This is a genomic window from Janthinobacterium kumbetense (assembly GCF_023703445.1).
Lineage (GTDB): Bacteria > Pseudomonadota > Gammaproteobacteria > Burkholderiales > Burkholderiaceae_D > Janthinobacterium > Janthinobacterium kumbetense.
This window is the reverse complement of record NZ_JAMQGR010000002.1, coordinates 219,842-233,237: the sequence shown is the minus strand read 5'-3', so window position 1 is coordinate 233,237 and position 13,396 is coordinate 219,842. Positions and strand designations below refer to the sequence as shown.

The window sequence follows — 13,396 nt, the reverse complement described above, 5'->3', positions numbered from 1 at the left end:
ATCTTGTGGCGTGTTGTTGCGTGTTTTATGTGGCGCTGGCCGTGCGCAAGGCAGCGAGCAATTGCGCCAGCTGCGCCTTGTCGCGTTCGAGCGCCGCCAGGCTGGCCTCGAAGCCGGCGATTTTCTGTTCCAGGCTGCCCGTGGCGTCGTGGATGCGCTGGATCGAGGCAAAGCGCAGTTTCAGCTGCTCCTTGTACTCGACGATCTGCGCTTCGAGGGGCGCCATGATGACTTTCAGCCAGGCGCTGGCGTCGTCGTTGGCGTTGGTGAAACTGCGGCGCACGCGTGAGGCGATGGTGTCAAAGAATTTCTCCATCAGCACGACCCGGCTGGTGGTGAGCAAGGTCGCCGTGCCAAACTGCTTGTGATACACGGCTTCGATATCGGCGATCTCCTGGCGGTAGCGGGCCAGCGAAAACGGCATCGGCAAGGCCAGCGCCAGGCCATGTTCGGTGGCGAATTTGCGGTACATCACGTTCATCATTTCCGTGATCTCGGCCGTCTTGCCTTCCGAACGGTCCAGGTTCCGGGTGATGCGCTCGAAATACTGGCGCACGGCTTCGCGCAAGCCCGTGAAAAAGCGGCTGCGCTGCATGGCCGTGCGCACGCCGTCGATATCGTCGCGCACGATGTCCATGCCCAGGCTCGTGTACAGCTCCGTCGACAGGCGGGTAAATACGGCGCGCGTCGCTTGCAGCTTGAACAGGCTGCTGTCGAATTCCTTCTTCTCGATATCGATACGCCGCATCATGTGTGCGATCACACTCTGGTTCTTGCCGCGCAGGCTGTGCAGCTCGTGCAGCTGCTCGGCGATGCCGCGCGCGCGGGCCGCCGCCTGCACCTGCTGCGCCGCCTCGATGGCGTCCAGGTCGAACGCCAGCTGGCGCCGGATGATGTCCTTGCGCGCGGGGATCAGCTCCTCGAACAGGGCCGTCTCCAGCGGCAGCAAGCGGCTCTTTTCCAGCAGCGCCGCATCATGGTTGATCTTGCCTACCAGGGCCTTTTGCGCCGAGACGGGAAACACCTGGCCCGCATCCAGCGTCAACAGATGCGCCACGCTGGCCTGCTGGCGTTCGATGGCTTGCGCCACCTCGGCATCGCCGCGCAATTCGTCCCACATGCTGTCGATCTTGTTGAGCACAACCAGGCGCCCCGCGCCGGCGCCGATATGGTTGCGCCAAACTTCGATATCGCTGCGCGTGACGCCCGTGTCGGCCGCCAGGATGAACAGCACCGCGTGCGCATTCGGGATCAGGTTCAGGGTCAGTTCCGGTTCCGTGCCGATGGCGTTCAGGCCGGGCGTGTCGAGAATCACCAGGCCCTGTTTCAGCAGCGGATGGGGAAAGTTGATGATGGCGTGGCGCCACATGGAGATTTCCACCTGGCCGTCCTCGTCGAGCATGGCGGGGGCGTCCGCGTCGTCGGCATCGTACAGGCCGTAGCGCGCCGCTTCTGCCACGCTGACTTTTTTCGTCAGGCTGACCTGGCGGATGGCTTCCTGCATGTCGCCGCCCGCCTCGATGTTCAGGGGCAGGACGGTCCAGGCGGCGGGCAGGTCGCGGTAGTCGCTGGTCGACAGGTTCTGGGCGCGCGTCTCGATGGGCAGCAGCCGGATCGATGGCGGCCAGGCCGCGTCGTACAGCAGCTCGGTGGGGCACATGGTGGTGCGGCCCGCGCCCGAGGGCAGGATGCGCTGGCCATAGCCGGCAAAGAAGATGGCGTTGATCAGCTCGGATTTTCCGCGCGAGAATTCCGCCACGAAGGCCACGGACAGGCGGTCGTCAGTCAGACGGGAGCCACAGCGCGCCAGGCGCAGCGCGGAGGCGCCGTCGACCAGGCCCGCCGCGCTGGCGGCTTGCCGGTATGCCTGCAAGGCGGCCTGCACGTCCTGCCGCCATGCGCTGTATTGTTCCAAGTCTCTGACCATCTGGCTCCCTCTGTGAGTGTGGCTATTTCTGGCAATTCACGCAGTAAAACGTGGAACGCTGTCCCTGCACGATTTGCCGTATCGGCGCGCCGCACACGCGGCATGGCTTGCCCGCGCGGTTGTACGTGAAATACGTCTGCTGGAAGTAGCCGGACTGGCCGTTGACGCCGATGAAGTCGCGCAGGGTGCTGCCGCCCTGCACGATGGCTTCGGCCAGCACGTCGCGGATCGATTGCGCCAGTTTCTCATAGCGGGCCAGGCCGATGCGCCGGGCTGGCGTCTTCGGGTTGATCCCCGCGCGGAACAGGCTTTCGGAACAATAGATATTGCCCACGCCGACGACGATGTCGCCCGCCATCAGCACCTGCTTGATGTTGGTGCCCTTGTTGCGCGTTTTCTCGAACAGCAGCTGGCCAGTGAAGCCGCCTTCCAGCGGTTCCGTGCCCAGACCGCGCAGCAGCGCGTGGCCATCCAGCGGGCCGTCGGCCTCGTCATGCCACAGCACGGCGCCGAAGCGGCGCGGATCCGTCATGCGCAGCACCTGGCTGCTGCCGTCCGCGTCTTCCACGACGAGGTCGAAATGGTCGTGCTTTTGCGCCTCCGTCCCAGTGGGCAGCACGCGCAAATGGCCCGACATGCCCAGGTGGATGATCAGGGTGCCGTGGCGGAAGTGGATCAGCAGGTATTTGCCGCGCCGCCCCGTCAGGCCGATGGTTTGCCCCGACAATTGTTCGCCCAGGGCAGGGGGGAAGGGCCAGCGCAGGCCGTCGCGGCGCAGCACGACGGCACGCACGGCGCGCCCTTCGATGTGGGGCGCGACACCGCGCCGTGTGACTTCGACTTCTGGCAATTCTGGCATAGGGCTCGAATGATGGAAAACCGGGTAAAAAACAGGCGGGTCGCCGGCCGATGGCTGGCCCGGGCACGCTACGCCGCCACGACGTATATATTTCGTTACATACGTGAAGTACGCGATAGCCGCGTTGGGCGTAGAATCAAACTTTGCCGTTTAGCCAGGATCAGCCTTTGAAAAACGCTTTCGCCATTGTAACCTTGTCCGCCCTGATGGCCACGCATGCCATGGCACAGACGCCTGTTGCCCCCGCCGATGGGGCGGCCAGCCCCGCTGCGGCCGCTGCGCCGCAAGCGGCCGGTACCGAGTCCGGCGACGACGCCAAGGGCGAGAAGCTGCCCAAGGTCGAGTTGAGCAGCGATTTGCTGTACAAGCTGACCAAGGCTGAAATGGAATTCAAGAGCGGCCAGTGGCAAGGGCCGTACGTGACGATGATGGTGGCGGCGCAGCAGACGCGTGATCCGCGCCTGGCGCGCCGCGCCTCCGAAATGGCACTGGCCGCCAAGCAGGGCGGCGAAGCGCTGGCGGCCATCCGCCTGTGGCGCGAGCTGGCGCCCGAATCGGATGAGGCCACCCAGTTCTTCCTCGGCTTCGTCGTCTTGACGGACAAGATCGAAGAAGCGGAACCGATTTTTGCCGAGCGCCTGGCCAATGCACCGCCGGACGCGCGCGGCGTGGCCCTGTTCCAGATGCAGCAAATCCTGTCGCGTTCGAATGACAAGCTGTATGCCTATTCGATGGTGACGCGCCTGGTGCAGCCCTACCTGGACATGTTCGAAGCCCACCTGGTGCTGGCGCAGGGCGCCTTGTCGATAGGCGAGCGTGAACGCGCCATCGGCGAAGCGAACAAGGCGTTGGCGATCAAGCCGAACTCCGAGCTGGCCGCGCTGACCCTGGCGCAGGTGACGGGCGAACCCGAGGCGGCAGGCAAGGTGCTGGCCGCCTTCCTGCAAAAGAATCCGGACGCTGTCGAGGTGCGCGGCGCGTATGCGCGCCTGCTGGTCGAGCAAAAACAGCTGGAGCCGGCGCGCGACCAATTCCTGCTGCTGCTGAAAAGTCAGCCCGACAACCTGGGCGGCCTGTATGCGCTCGGCATCGTGGCGTTGCAGCTGGAAGATACCAAGGGCGCGGAGCAGTACTTCAAGCGCTTCCTGGCCGTGCTCGACAAATCCCCTGGCGACGCGCGCGATCCGTTCAAGGCCCTGATGATACTGTCGCAGATCGCCGAAACGCGCGGTGACACGGCCGGCGCCATCGCCTGGCTGGACAAGATCGACAACAGCGCGTCCGCCGGTTATGTCGAGGCGCGTTTGCGCCGCGCCCAGCTGATCGCCCGTGGTGGCAATCTCGATGCGGCGCGCAAGGCGCTGACGGAAATCGAAACGGACGATCCGGCAAGCCAGGCGCAGGTGCTGCTGGTCGATGCGCAATTCCTGCGCGATGCCGGCTACGTGCAAAGCGCCTATACGGTGCTGGAAAATGCCTTGCTGCGCTTCCCCGATAATCCGGAACTGCTGTACGACTATGCCTTGCTGGCCGAGCGCCTGGATAAACTCGAGCTGATGGAAGCGAGCCTGCGCCGTGTGATGGCGCTGGCGCCCGACAATCAGCACGCGTATAACGCCCTCGGTTACTCGCTGGCCGAACGTGGTATCCGCCTGCCGGAAGCCCATGCATTGATCGAAAAAGCCTTGCAGATGGCGCCGGGCGACCCGTTCATCATGGACAGCATGGGCTGGGTGCAGTTCCGCATGGGCAACCTGGCGGCCGCGGAAAACGCGCTGCGCCGCGCCTATGCCGTGCGCAGCGATCCGGAAATCGCCGTCCACCTGGGCGAAGTGCTGTGGCAGAAGGGCGACAAGGCCGAAGCGCAAAAGCTGTGGCGCGAGGCGCAAGGCAAGGATCCGAAAAACGATGCGCTGAAAAGCACCCTGGCGCGCTTGAATGTCAGTTTGTGATTGAACCGATTAACTCAACTATGAGAAACCAGCGCCATGGCGCTGGTTTTTCCTTGTGCCCATGTCCAAACCCATGCCCAAACATTTCCTGCCCCTGACGGTCCTGTGCCTGGCCCTCTCGGCCTGCTCGACCCTGACTTCTCCCTTTTCATCCGGCGCCGCGCCATCGGGCGAAGCCGTCGCGCCCTACCGCGAACAGGTGGAGCTGACGGGCCGCCTGAACGTCGTGTACCAGAAAGATGACAAGCCCGAATCGGCCACCGTCAATTTCAACTGGCTGCAGACGGCCGCGCGCACGGATGTGACCCTGTATACGCCCGTCGGCAGCACCCTGGCGACGATCGCCGTCACGCCGCAGCAGGCCGTGTTGACGCAAAGCGGCAAGGCGCCGCGCAGCGCGCCCGATGTCGATACCCTGAGCGCGCAGATGCTGGGCTGGTCCCTGCCCGTGTCGGGCTTGCGCGACTGGCTGCAAGGTTATGCCGTGGGCGCCGATGGCAAGCGCTTCGTCGCGTCACCGGCCAATGACAGCGTGACAACCAAAGACGGCTGGCGCTTGCGCTACGTGTCGTGGCAAGATGCTGCTGAGAATACACCGGGCGCCTTGCCCCAACCGCGGCGTATCGATGCCGAACGCACCACCAGCGCGCAGGCCGATGCCGTCTCGCTGCGCATCGTGCTCGATGCCGCCCCATCCACACCTGCACCATGACATTGACGACCTTGAATCATTGCCCGGCTCCCGCCAAACTGAACTTATTTCTGCACGTTAACGGCCGCCGCGCCGATGGCTACCATCTGCTGCAGACGGTGTTCCAGTTGCTCGACCATGGCGACACCTTGCACTTCGCGCTGCGCGACGACACGCTGATCCGCCGCGTGACGGCGCTGGCCGGCGTGCCGGAAGAGCAGGACCTGATCATCCGCGCCGCGAAACTGCTGCAGGCGGAAGTGCTGCGCCGCACGGGCGCCTTGCCGCGCGGCGTCGATATCGCCATCGACAAGGTGCTGCCCATGGGCGGCGGCCTGGGGGGCGGTTCGTCCGATGCGGCCACGGCCCTGATGGCCTTGAACCGCCTCTGGCAAGCGGGCTTGAGCCGGGAGGAATTGATGGCGCTGGGCTTGCCGCTGGGCGCCGATATCCCATTTTTTATCTTTGGCGAAAACGCCTTTGCCGAAGGCGTGGGCGAGGCCCTGCAGCCCGTCGCCACGCCCGAATGCTGGTATGTGGTGATCGAGCCGGGCGTGCAAGTACCTACCGCCGCAATTTTTTGCGCGGAAGGCTTGACGAGAAATACCGAACCCGTCACAATAGCGGACTTTTCCAGGCACCTCGCAGAAGGGAACGATGCGGGCGGGTTTGGTAAGAATGATTTACAGCAAGTGGCATGCAGTCTTTTCAAGCCGGTAGCAGATGCGGTAGAATGGCTGGGTGCTTACGGTGAGGCCAGGATGACTGGTTCCGGTGCTTGTGTGTTTAGTGCGTTTGGCAGTCAGGAAGAAGCGGATGCGGTGCTCAGCAATGTGCCACCAGTCTGGATCGCCTGGAAGGCAAAAGCGCTGAATTGCCACCCGATGCTCACGGTGTTGTGAAGAGCAAAAAAAGATTTTGCTTAGCGTCAAATAGTCGGTATAATACTGGCCAACATGACGGCAAGCAGTCAGTAACGTAGGGGAATCGCCAAGCTGGTTAAGGCACTGGATTTTGATTCCAGCATGCGAAGGTTCGAATCCTTCTTCCCCTGCCACCATTTCACCGTAGTCTGTCGATGCGAAGTTGGCGTCCAGTACGGGAAAAAGCAGATATGTCGCCACGCGGCATATTCTAAACAATGACTGACCGGGCCTATGCCCGGTTAGTGCTTTTCAAGACTTCTATATCACCTCTTGGGACTCCCATGGCTTACGAAAACCTGATGGTTTTTACCGGCAACGCGAATCCAGCGTTGGCAGAGGGGGTCGCAAAAAACCTCGGCATCCCTCTCGGTAAAGCAAACGTTTCGAAATTCTCCGACGGCGAAGTAATGGTCGAGATTAACGAAAACGTACGCGGCAAGGATGTTTTTGTTTTGCAATCCACCTGTGCTCCAACCAACGACAGCCTGATGGAAATCATGCTGATGGTTGATGCCTTGAAACGTGCTTCCGCTGGCCGCATCACCGCCGCGATTCCTTACTTCGGCTACGCCCGCCAAGACCGTCGTCCACGCTCCGCGCGTGTGGCAATTTCGGCCAAGGTGGTGGCGAACATGCTGGAAGAAGCTGGTGTCGAGCGCGTCCTGATCATGGACTTGCACGCTGACCAGATTCAAGGTTTCTTCGATATCCCAGTCGACAACATCTACGCTTCGCCAATTTTGCTGGGTGACCTGCAAAAGAAAAACTACCAGGATCTGCTGGTGGTGTCGCCGGACGTCGGCGGTGTGGTACGTGCGCGCGCCCTGGCAAAACGCCTGGGCTGCGACCTGGCCATCATCGACAAGCGTCGTCCAAAAGCGAACGTGTCGGAAGTGATGAACATCATCGGTGAAGTCGAAGGCCGCAACTGCGTGATCATGGATGACATGGTCGACACGGCAGGCACCCTGACGAAGGCTGCCGAAGTGCTCAAAGAGCGCGGCGCGAAAAAAGTCGTGGCGTATTGCACGCACGCGGTGCTGTCGGGCCCGGCGATTGACCGTATTTCGGCCTCGCCACTCGATGAACTGGTCGTGACCGATACGATCCCCCTGTCCGAAGCGGCCCTGGCCTGCGGCAAGATCCGTCAATTGACGTGCGCGCCGCTGCTGGCCGAGACGTTCAAGCGCATCATCAAGGGCGATTCGGTTATTTCCCTCTTTATCGATTAATTCGACAAGAGCAGCAACAGACGTCACCTGCGGCGCGACCGGCTTTTTGCCTGTTGCGCCGTAGTATTTTAGTTTTCGGGGCGCGTATGCGCCCATTTTCGAAGATTCCTGGTCGCGGGAATCTTCATAACACAAGGCGCAAGCCTTGTTCTTCTTGGAGTTTCACATGAAAGTTATCGCATTTAAACGCGAATTGCAAGGTTCCGGAGCGAGCCGCCGCCTGCGCATTTCCGGCCAAACCCCTGGTATCGTCTACGGTGGCGCTGAAGCCCCAGTGCTGATCTCGCTGGATCACAACGCCCTGTACCACGCGCTGAAAAAAGAAGTGTTCCACTCGTCGATCCTGGACCTGGAAATCGACGGCGTTTCCCAGCAAGTTCTGTTGCGCGACTTCCAAGTCCACGCATACAAACAACTGGTTCTGCACGCTGACTTCCAACGCGTTGACGCTAAGCAAGCTATCCACGTGAAAGTTGCTCTGCACTTCACGAACGCTGACGTTTCCCCAGCAGTCAAACTGCACGGCGCGACCATCAGCCACGTAGCCAACGAAATCGAAGTTTCGTGCCTGCCAGGCCAACTGCCAGAATTCATCAACGTTGACCTGTCGAACATCGACGTCGGTCACTCGCTGCACGTTGGCGACCTGGTCCTGCCAGCTGGCGTGACCGCTGTCACCCACGGCGCCAACCTGACCATCGCTACCGCTTCGGTACCGGCTGGCCACGTTGCTGCTGAAGCCGCTGCTGCTGAAGTTGTTGCTGACAAGAAGTAATTTTGCCGCCGCAGCAATGCGGTAGTCGCAAGGAAAAACCCGTCCGGTTCGCTCCGGACGGGTTTTTTTCTGCCTGTTTTCACCGATAATACGTTTTTACACTGCAGACACAGCCATGCCCATACGCCTGATCGTCGGCCTCGGCAACCCGGGACCCGAATACGAACAAACCCGTCACAATGCCGGCTTCTGGCTGGTGGACAACCTCGCCAACAGCTTGCCCGGCACGCGCTTGCAGCGCGATTCGCGCTACAACGCCATGCTGGCCAAGACCTCCATCGGCGGTAACGAAGTCTGGCTGCTCGAACCGCTGACCTTCATGAACCGCTCGGGCCAGTCCGTGGGCGCGCTGGCGCGTTTCTTCAAGACCGCCGCCGATGAGGTGCTGGTCGTGCACGACGAACTCGATCTGATGCCCGGCATCGCGCGCCTGAAGAAGGGCGGCTCGGCCGGCGGCCATAATGGCTTGAAGGACATCACGGCCGCGCTGGGCACGCAGGATTACTGGCGCTTGCGCCTGGGCATCGGCCATCCGCGCACCCTGAGCCTGCAGCAGCAGGTAGCCGATTTCGTGCTGCACCGCCCGCGCCGCGAAGACCAGGAGCTGATCGAGCAGGCGATCGACAAATCCTTGCAAGTCATGCCGCTGATCGTCGAGGGCAAGTTCGAGGCGGCAACCATGAAGTTGCACACCGCGTAGTTATTTCCCCGCCTTGCCGAAGCCGGCCATGATGGTTTTCGCCATCTGCTGCTGGCTGGCCTGGGCGCTGCTGCCTTCACCCGCGTTGGCGGCGATCAGCAAGCCGTCGCCGCTGCCGGGCGCCAGCGCGATCAGCGCGTGCCAGTAGCCGTTCGAGCCCAGGTGGGTCAGCACGCGCTGTGGCGCCTGGGGCGGGAAATGCATCACGCCCCAGCCCAGGGCCGCGTTCGTGTCGCCCTGCGCCGTATGCAGCAAGACATAGGTTTCCTGTTTCAGCAGCTTGCCCTTGCCTTGCTCGCCCTGCAGTTGATCGAGCGCAAACTTGGCCCAGTCAGCCATGCTCAGGTGGATTTCTCCATCGGGCGCCATCATCAGCGGGTTGCTGGCCATCAAGCCGGCGATCGGCTTGCCTTCCTTGTGGCCCAGGTTTTGTCCGAGCACCGTGGGACCGAACGCGGCCTGCATGCCCAGCGGGCCGAATACTTCCGCCTGCATCAGTTCCTCATAGGTCTTGCCCGTGATCCGCTCCGCAATGGCGGCGGCGATCATGGCGCCGCTGTTCGAATAATGCGATTCGCCGCGCGGTGCGGCCACCGGCGCGTCGGCCAGCGCGCGCTGTGCGTATTCCAGGCGCAGCACGGGCAAGGGGCGCGCATCCGTGTAGGTGGAATTGATCCAGTCCTCGTCCGGATTGGGCGGTAAACCGGCGCGGTGCGCCAGCAAGTCCATCAGGTTGACGTCGCGGTACTCGGCGCGCATGCCGGCGCTCAGCGCGGGAAGCATGCTGGACAGCGGCGCATCCCACGACAGCACGCCCCGCTCCACCAGGCGCGCGATCAGGGTCACCGTCATGGCCTTGCCGTCGGAACCGATATTCCACACGTCATCGGCGCGTACGGCGTCATGGCCGTCGTTGGCGCGCACGCCCGCCTGCGCCTGCGCATCGATCTTGCCGTCGCGAATGAGCAGGATGGCCATGGCCGGCACGCTCCTGTCGGCCAGCGCCTGCTGCAGCATGGCGTTCAAGTCATGCGCGCGGGCGGTGCCGCCGAGCAAGAAGGCGGTGCTGCAAACGAGTGAGGCAAGCAGGGTTTTCATGGTGTCTCCAGTCGATAGGATAGGGTGAACATGTTAAAATGGTCGCAAAACATGATTTAATTATTGTTTTACGATAATTTATTCTAACGGCACTTTGTACTTTCGTATACTTTTAAATATGAAAAAAAATCAGTCAGGCCCCGCTGTATTGAGCCGGCGCGTGCGCCATGGCGTGACGACGTTCTTCGTGCTGTACCTGCTGCTGACGGTGCTGGGCTGGCTGGCGCCTGCGCCGGCCGCGCATGGGACACTGGGTGGCGCCGGCATGTACGAGTTGATGCTGCAACTGCAGAGCCAGCCATTCGAGCACCTGGCGGCCATGCCGTGGTGGCAGCGGGTGCTGGGCCTGGCGCTGGCCTTGCCGGCCTTGCTGGTGCTGGGCGATGCCGTGCGCCAGCTGGCCCGGGTCCTGCGCCAGTTCGAGCAGGGCGTGTACTTTACGCCGCAGGTGGCGGCGCACTTTCGCCGTTTCGCGGGCGGCTTGCTGCTGGGAACGCTGTTGACCCTGCTGGAGCCGACCGTGCGCGGCATGCTGTTCGGCTTGCTGGAAGAGGGCGCGGGCCAGTTGCGCCTGGTGGTCGACGTCACGGGCAGCGACTTGTGGACCTTGCTGCTGTGCTCCGTGTTCTTTGCGCTGGCGCAAATCCTCCATGAAGGCCAGCGCCTGGCCGATGAAAACAGCGGGTTCATCTGATGGGCATCGTCGTGCGCCTCGACCTGGTACTGGCCAGGAAAAAAGTGAAATCGAAGGAATTGGCGGCCTTCATCGGCATCACGGAACAGAATCTGTCGCTGCTAAAGTCGGGCAAGGTGCGCGGCGTGCGTTTCGATACCCTGTCGAAAATCTGCGAGATGCTCGAATGCCAGCCCGGCGACATCCTGGAATTCGACGCGTCGCAGCCGGACGACGGGGATGGCGACAGTTAGCGGCACAGAGGGCGGTTTTTTTGAAGAGTAGGGTGCATAGAGGTACAATTGACCCTTACCAGATTTATTACAGCAAGATTATCCAGAAAACGCCTGTACAGGCCGTTTTTGCACCAGCCGCTTGCCGGCAAAATTGATTATTTAAAGGTTTTCCCATGAGTCTCCAATGCGGTATCGTCGGCTTGCCGAACGTCGGCAAGTCCACCCTGTTCAATGCACTGACGAAAGCCGGCATCCCGGCTGAAAACTATCCGTTCTGCACCATCGAGCCGAACGTCGGCGTCGTCGAAGTGCCGGACCCACGCATGGATGCGCTGGCCGCCATCGTCAAGCCGGAACGCATGGTCAACGCCATCGTGGAATTCGTCGACATCGCCGGCCTGGTGGCCGGTGCATCGAAGGGCGAGGGCCTGGGCAACCAGTTCCTGTCGCACATCCGCGAAACGGACGCCATCGTCAACGTCGTGCGCTGCTTCGAAGATGACAACGTCATCCACGTGGCCGGCAAGATCAACCCGCTCGACGATATCGAAGTCATCCAGACCGAACTGGCGCTGGCCGACATGGGCACCGTGGAAAAGGCCATCCACCGCGAAAACAAGAAAGCCCGCTCGGGCGACAAGGATGCGGCCAAGTTGCTGGCCATCATGGAACGCATGATGCCTTACCTGAACGACGCGAAACCCGTGCGCGCGATGGGCCTGGACGCCGATGAAATGGAACTGATCAAGCCGCTGTGCCTGATCACGGCCAAGCCGGCCATGTTCGTGGCCAACGTGTCCGACTCGGGCTTCACGAATAACCCGCTGCTGGACCAGCTGACGGCCTATGCGCAATCGCAAAACGCCCCTATCGTCGCCATCTGCGCGGCGCTGGAAGCGGAAATCGCCGACCTGGACGACGCCGACAAGGGCGCTTTCCTGGCCGACATGGGCATGGAAGAGCCAGGCCTGGACCGTCTGATCCGCGGCGCGTACAAGCTGCTGGGCCTGCAAACCTACTTCACGGCAGGCGTGAAGGAAGTGCGCGCCTGGACCATCCATGTGGGCGACACCGCACCGCAGGCGGCCGGCGTGATCCACACCGACTTCGAACGCGGCTTCATCCGCGCGCAAACCATCGCCTATGACGACTTCATCGCCTACAAGGGCGAGGCGGGCGCCAAGGAAGCGGGCAAGATGCGCGCCGAAGGCAAGGAATACGTCGTCAAGGATGGCGACGTGCTGAACTTCCTGTTCAACGTCTAAGGACAGATGCTTGCTGGCAAGCGCCAGCAACATATTGCATTCGTCCATTGCGAAATGCCGCTCAATGCACTTGGGCGGCATTTTTTGTTTGTCTATTTGAAAAGGCCTGCCATGCAGCCGGAGAAACCGCCGCTCGTTTCCATCGTCATGGCCACGTACAACCGGAGCAATATCCTCGGGTACGCTATTCAGTCGGCACTCGCCAGCACCGTGCAGGATTGGGAACTGATTATTGTCGGCGATTGCTGCACCGACGATACCGCCGAGGTGGTCGCCGCGTTCGGCGACGCGCGCATCCGCTTTGTGAATCTGGAAACCAATTACGGCGAACAGACGGGGCCCAACAATGTCGGCGTCAGCCTGGCCCGCGGCACCTATCTGGCATTCCTGAACCACGATGACCTGTGGTTGCCCGATCATTTGCAAAGCAGTATCGAGGTCCTCGAGCGCACCGGGGCCGACCTGGCTTTTGGCCAGGGACTGGTGGTTTTGCCGGTGGGATATCACATGGTGGGGGCGCTGGCGGACGGCGTGCAACCGTACCGTCCGTGGATGGACGTGCCCGCTACCCTGTGGATCATGCGGCGCGAGCTGGCCCTGCAGATCGGCCCATGGCAGCCCTCATGGGAAGTGCGCTGCTGGCCGTCGCAAGCCTGGCTGCACCGCGTGTATCGCGCGGGACGGCCGATGCTGGCCCACTCCCGCATCGGCGCCATCCTGATCCAGTCTGGCAGCCGCAGCAATGCCTACCTGGAGCGGCAACACGCCGAGCATGCGTTCTGGTGGGCGCACATGCAGGATCCGCTGAATATTCTGCAGGCTGTCTCCACGCTGTATGGCAAGGTGGGCCGTGAGCGTCTTATTGCACCGCTACAGTCCGCGATAACGGCCATGAAAGCATTGTCACGCCGTCTTTGCTATATGTTGGGGCTGTGGCCGCCGCATCCCGGCTTCTGGCTCAAATATTGGCGCAAAGGCACATTTTTACGTGAATTACGCCGCCGCCGGGGATTGAAGGACATGTCGCAGCGATAGATAATACGGTTGCAATACATAAGAGCA

Annotated in this window: 13 protein-coding genes and 1 tRNA gene; 11 read left to right on the top strand and 3 right to left on the bottom strand. The window is 61.9% G+C overall.

Annotated features, from left to right (window positions below):
• Nucleotides 1–25: 25 nt before the first annotated feature.
• Both NCG91_RS08440 and mutM read right to left on the bottom strand, forming a co-directional pair.
• Nucleotides 26–1,927 (bottom strand): dynamin family protein, encoded by a 1,902-nt coding sequence (locus NCG91_RS08440; protein ID WP_251349375.1) that lies wholly within the window; start codon nt 1,925–1,927, stop codon nt 26–28.
• A 22-nt stretch (nt 1,928–1,949) separates the two neighbouring features.
• Nucleotides 1,950–2,786 carry a bifunctional DNA-formamidopyrimidine glycosylase/DNA-(apurinic or apyrimidinic site) lyase gene (mutM, locus tag NCG91_RS08435; protein WP_099665715.1) on the bottom strand — a complete coding sequence of 279 codons (837 nt, stop codon included), beginning with the start codon at nt 2,784–2,786 and terminating at the stop codon, nt 1,950–1,952.
• Between the two features lie 167 nt (nt 2,787–2,953).
• Here mutM and NCG91_RS08430 point away from each other — a divergent pair, with 167 nt between their 5' ends.
• From NCG91_RS08430 to pth, 7 genes are all read left to right on the top strand, one after another.
• A complete protein-coding gene (locus NCG91_RS08430) occupies nt 2,954–4,738 on the top strand; it encodes a tetratricopeptide repeat protein (RefSeq protein WP_251349374.1) in 1,785 nt (594 codons plus the stop codon).
• 73 nt (nt 4,739–4,811) lie between these two features.
• Nucleotides 4,812–5,450, top strand: coding sequence for an outer membrane lipoprotein LolB (locus tag NCG91_RS08425; protein ID WP_251349373.1), 639 nt, complete (start codon nt 4,812–4,814; stop codon nt 5,448–5,450).
• Nucleotides 5,447–6,331 (top strand): 4-(cytidine 5'-diphospho)-2-C-methyl-D-erythritol kinase, encoded by an 885-nt coding sequence (gene ispE, locus NCG91_RS08420; RefSeq protein WP_251349372.1) that lies wholly within the window; start codon nt 5,447–5,449, stop codon nt 6,329–6,331. Before NCG91_RS08425 ends, ispE begins: the two co-directional genes overlap by 4 nt.
• Before the next feature lie 78 nt (nt 6,332–6,409).
• Nucleotides 6,410–6,486: transfer RNA gene (locus NCG91_RS08415), tRNA-Gln, on the top strand.
• Nucleotides 6,487–6,636: 150 nt separating this feature from the next.
• A complete protein-coding gene (locus NCG91_RS08410) occupies nt 6,637–7,587 on the top strand; it encodes a ribose-phosphate pyrophosphokinase (RefSeq protein WP_034753270.1) in 951 nt (316 codons plus the stop codon).
• 166 nt (nt 7,588–7,753) lie between these two features.
• A complete protein-coding gene (locus NCG91_RS08405; protein ID WP_077408940.1) occupies nt 7,754–8,362 on the top strand; it encodes a 50S ribosomal protein L25/general stress protein Ctc in 609 nt (202 codons plus the stop codon).
• Nucleotides 8,363–8,477: 115 nt separating this feature from the next.
• Nucleotides 8,478–9,062 (top strand): aminoacyl-tRNA hydrolase, encoded by a 585-nt coding sequence (pth, locus tag NCG91_RS08400; protein WP_251349371.1) that lies wholly within the window; start codon nt 8,478–8,480, stop codon nt 9,060–9,062.
• Here pth and NCG91_RS08395 read toward each other — a convergent pair whose 3' ends face one another.
• A complete protein-coding gene (locus NCG91_RS08395) occupies nt 9,063–10,160 on the bottom strand; it encodes a serine hydrolase domain-containing protein (protein ID WP_251349370.1) in 1,098 nt (365 codons plus the stop codon). It abuts the gene before it with no gap.
• Nucleotides 10,161–10,278: 118 nt separating this feature from the next.
• Here NCG91_RS08395 and NCG91_RS08390 point away from each other — a divergent pair, with 118 nt between their 5' ends.
• From NCG91_RS08390 to NCG91_RS08375, 4 genes are all read left to right on the top strand, one after another.
• On the top strand, nt 10,279–10,854 hold the full coding sequence (locus NCG91_RS08390; protein WP_251349369.1) for a DUF2975 domain-containing protein: 576 nt from the start codon (nt 10,279–10,281) through the stop codon (nt 10,852–10,854).
• A complete protein-coding gene (locus tag NCG91_RS08385) occupies nt 10,854–11,087 on the top strand; it encodes a helix-turn-helix domain-containing protein (RefSeq protein WP_034778346.1) in 234 nt (77 codons plus the stop codon). The genes NCG91_RS08390 and NCG91_RS08385 overlap by 1 nt, the downstream gene beginning before the upstream one ends.
• 155 nt (nt 11,088–11,242) lie before the next feature.
• Nucleotides 11,243–12,334 carry a redox-regulated ATPase YchF gene (gene ychF / locus NCG91_RS08380; protein WP_251349368.1) on the top strand — a complete coding sequence of 364 codons (1,092 nt, stop codon included), beginning with the start codon at nt 11,243–11,245 and terminating at the stop codon, nt 12,332–12,334.
• 6 nt (nt 12,335–12,340) lie between these two features.
• Nucleotides 12,341–13,369 (top strand): glycosyltransferase family 2 protein, encoded by a 1,029-nt coding sequence (locus tag NCG91_RS08375; protein WP_251349367.1) that lies wholly within the window; start codon nt 12,341–12,343, stop codon nt 13,367–13,369.
• Nucleotides 13,370–13,396 lie beyond the last annotated feature (27 nt).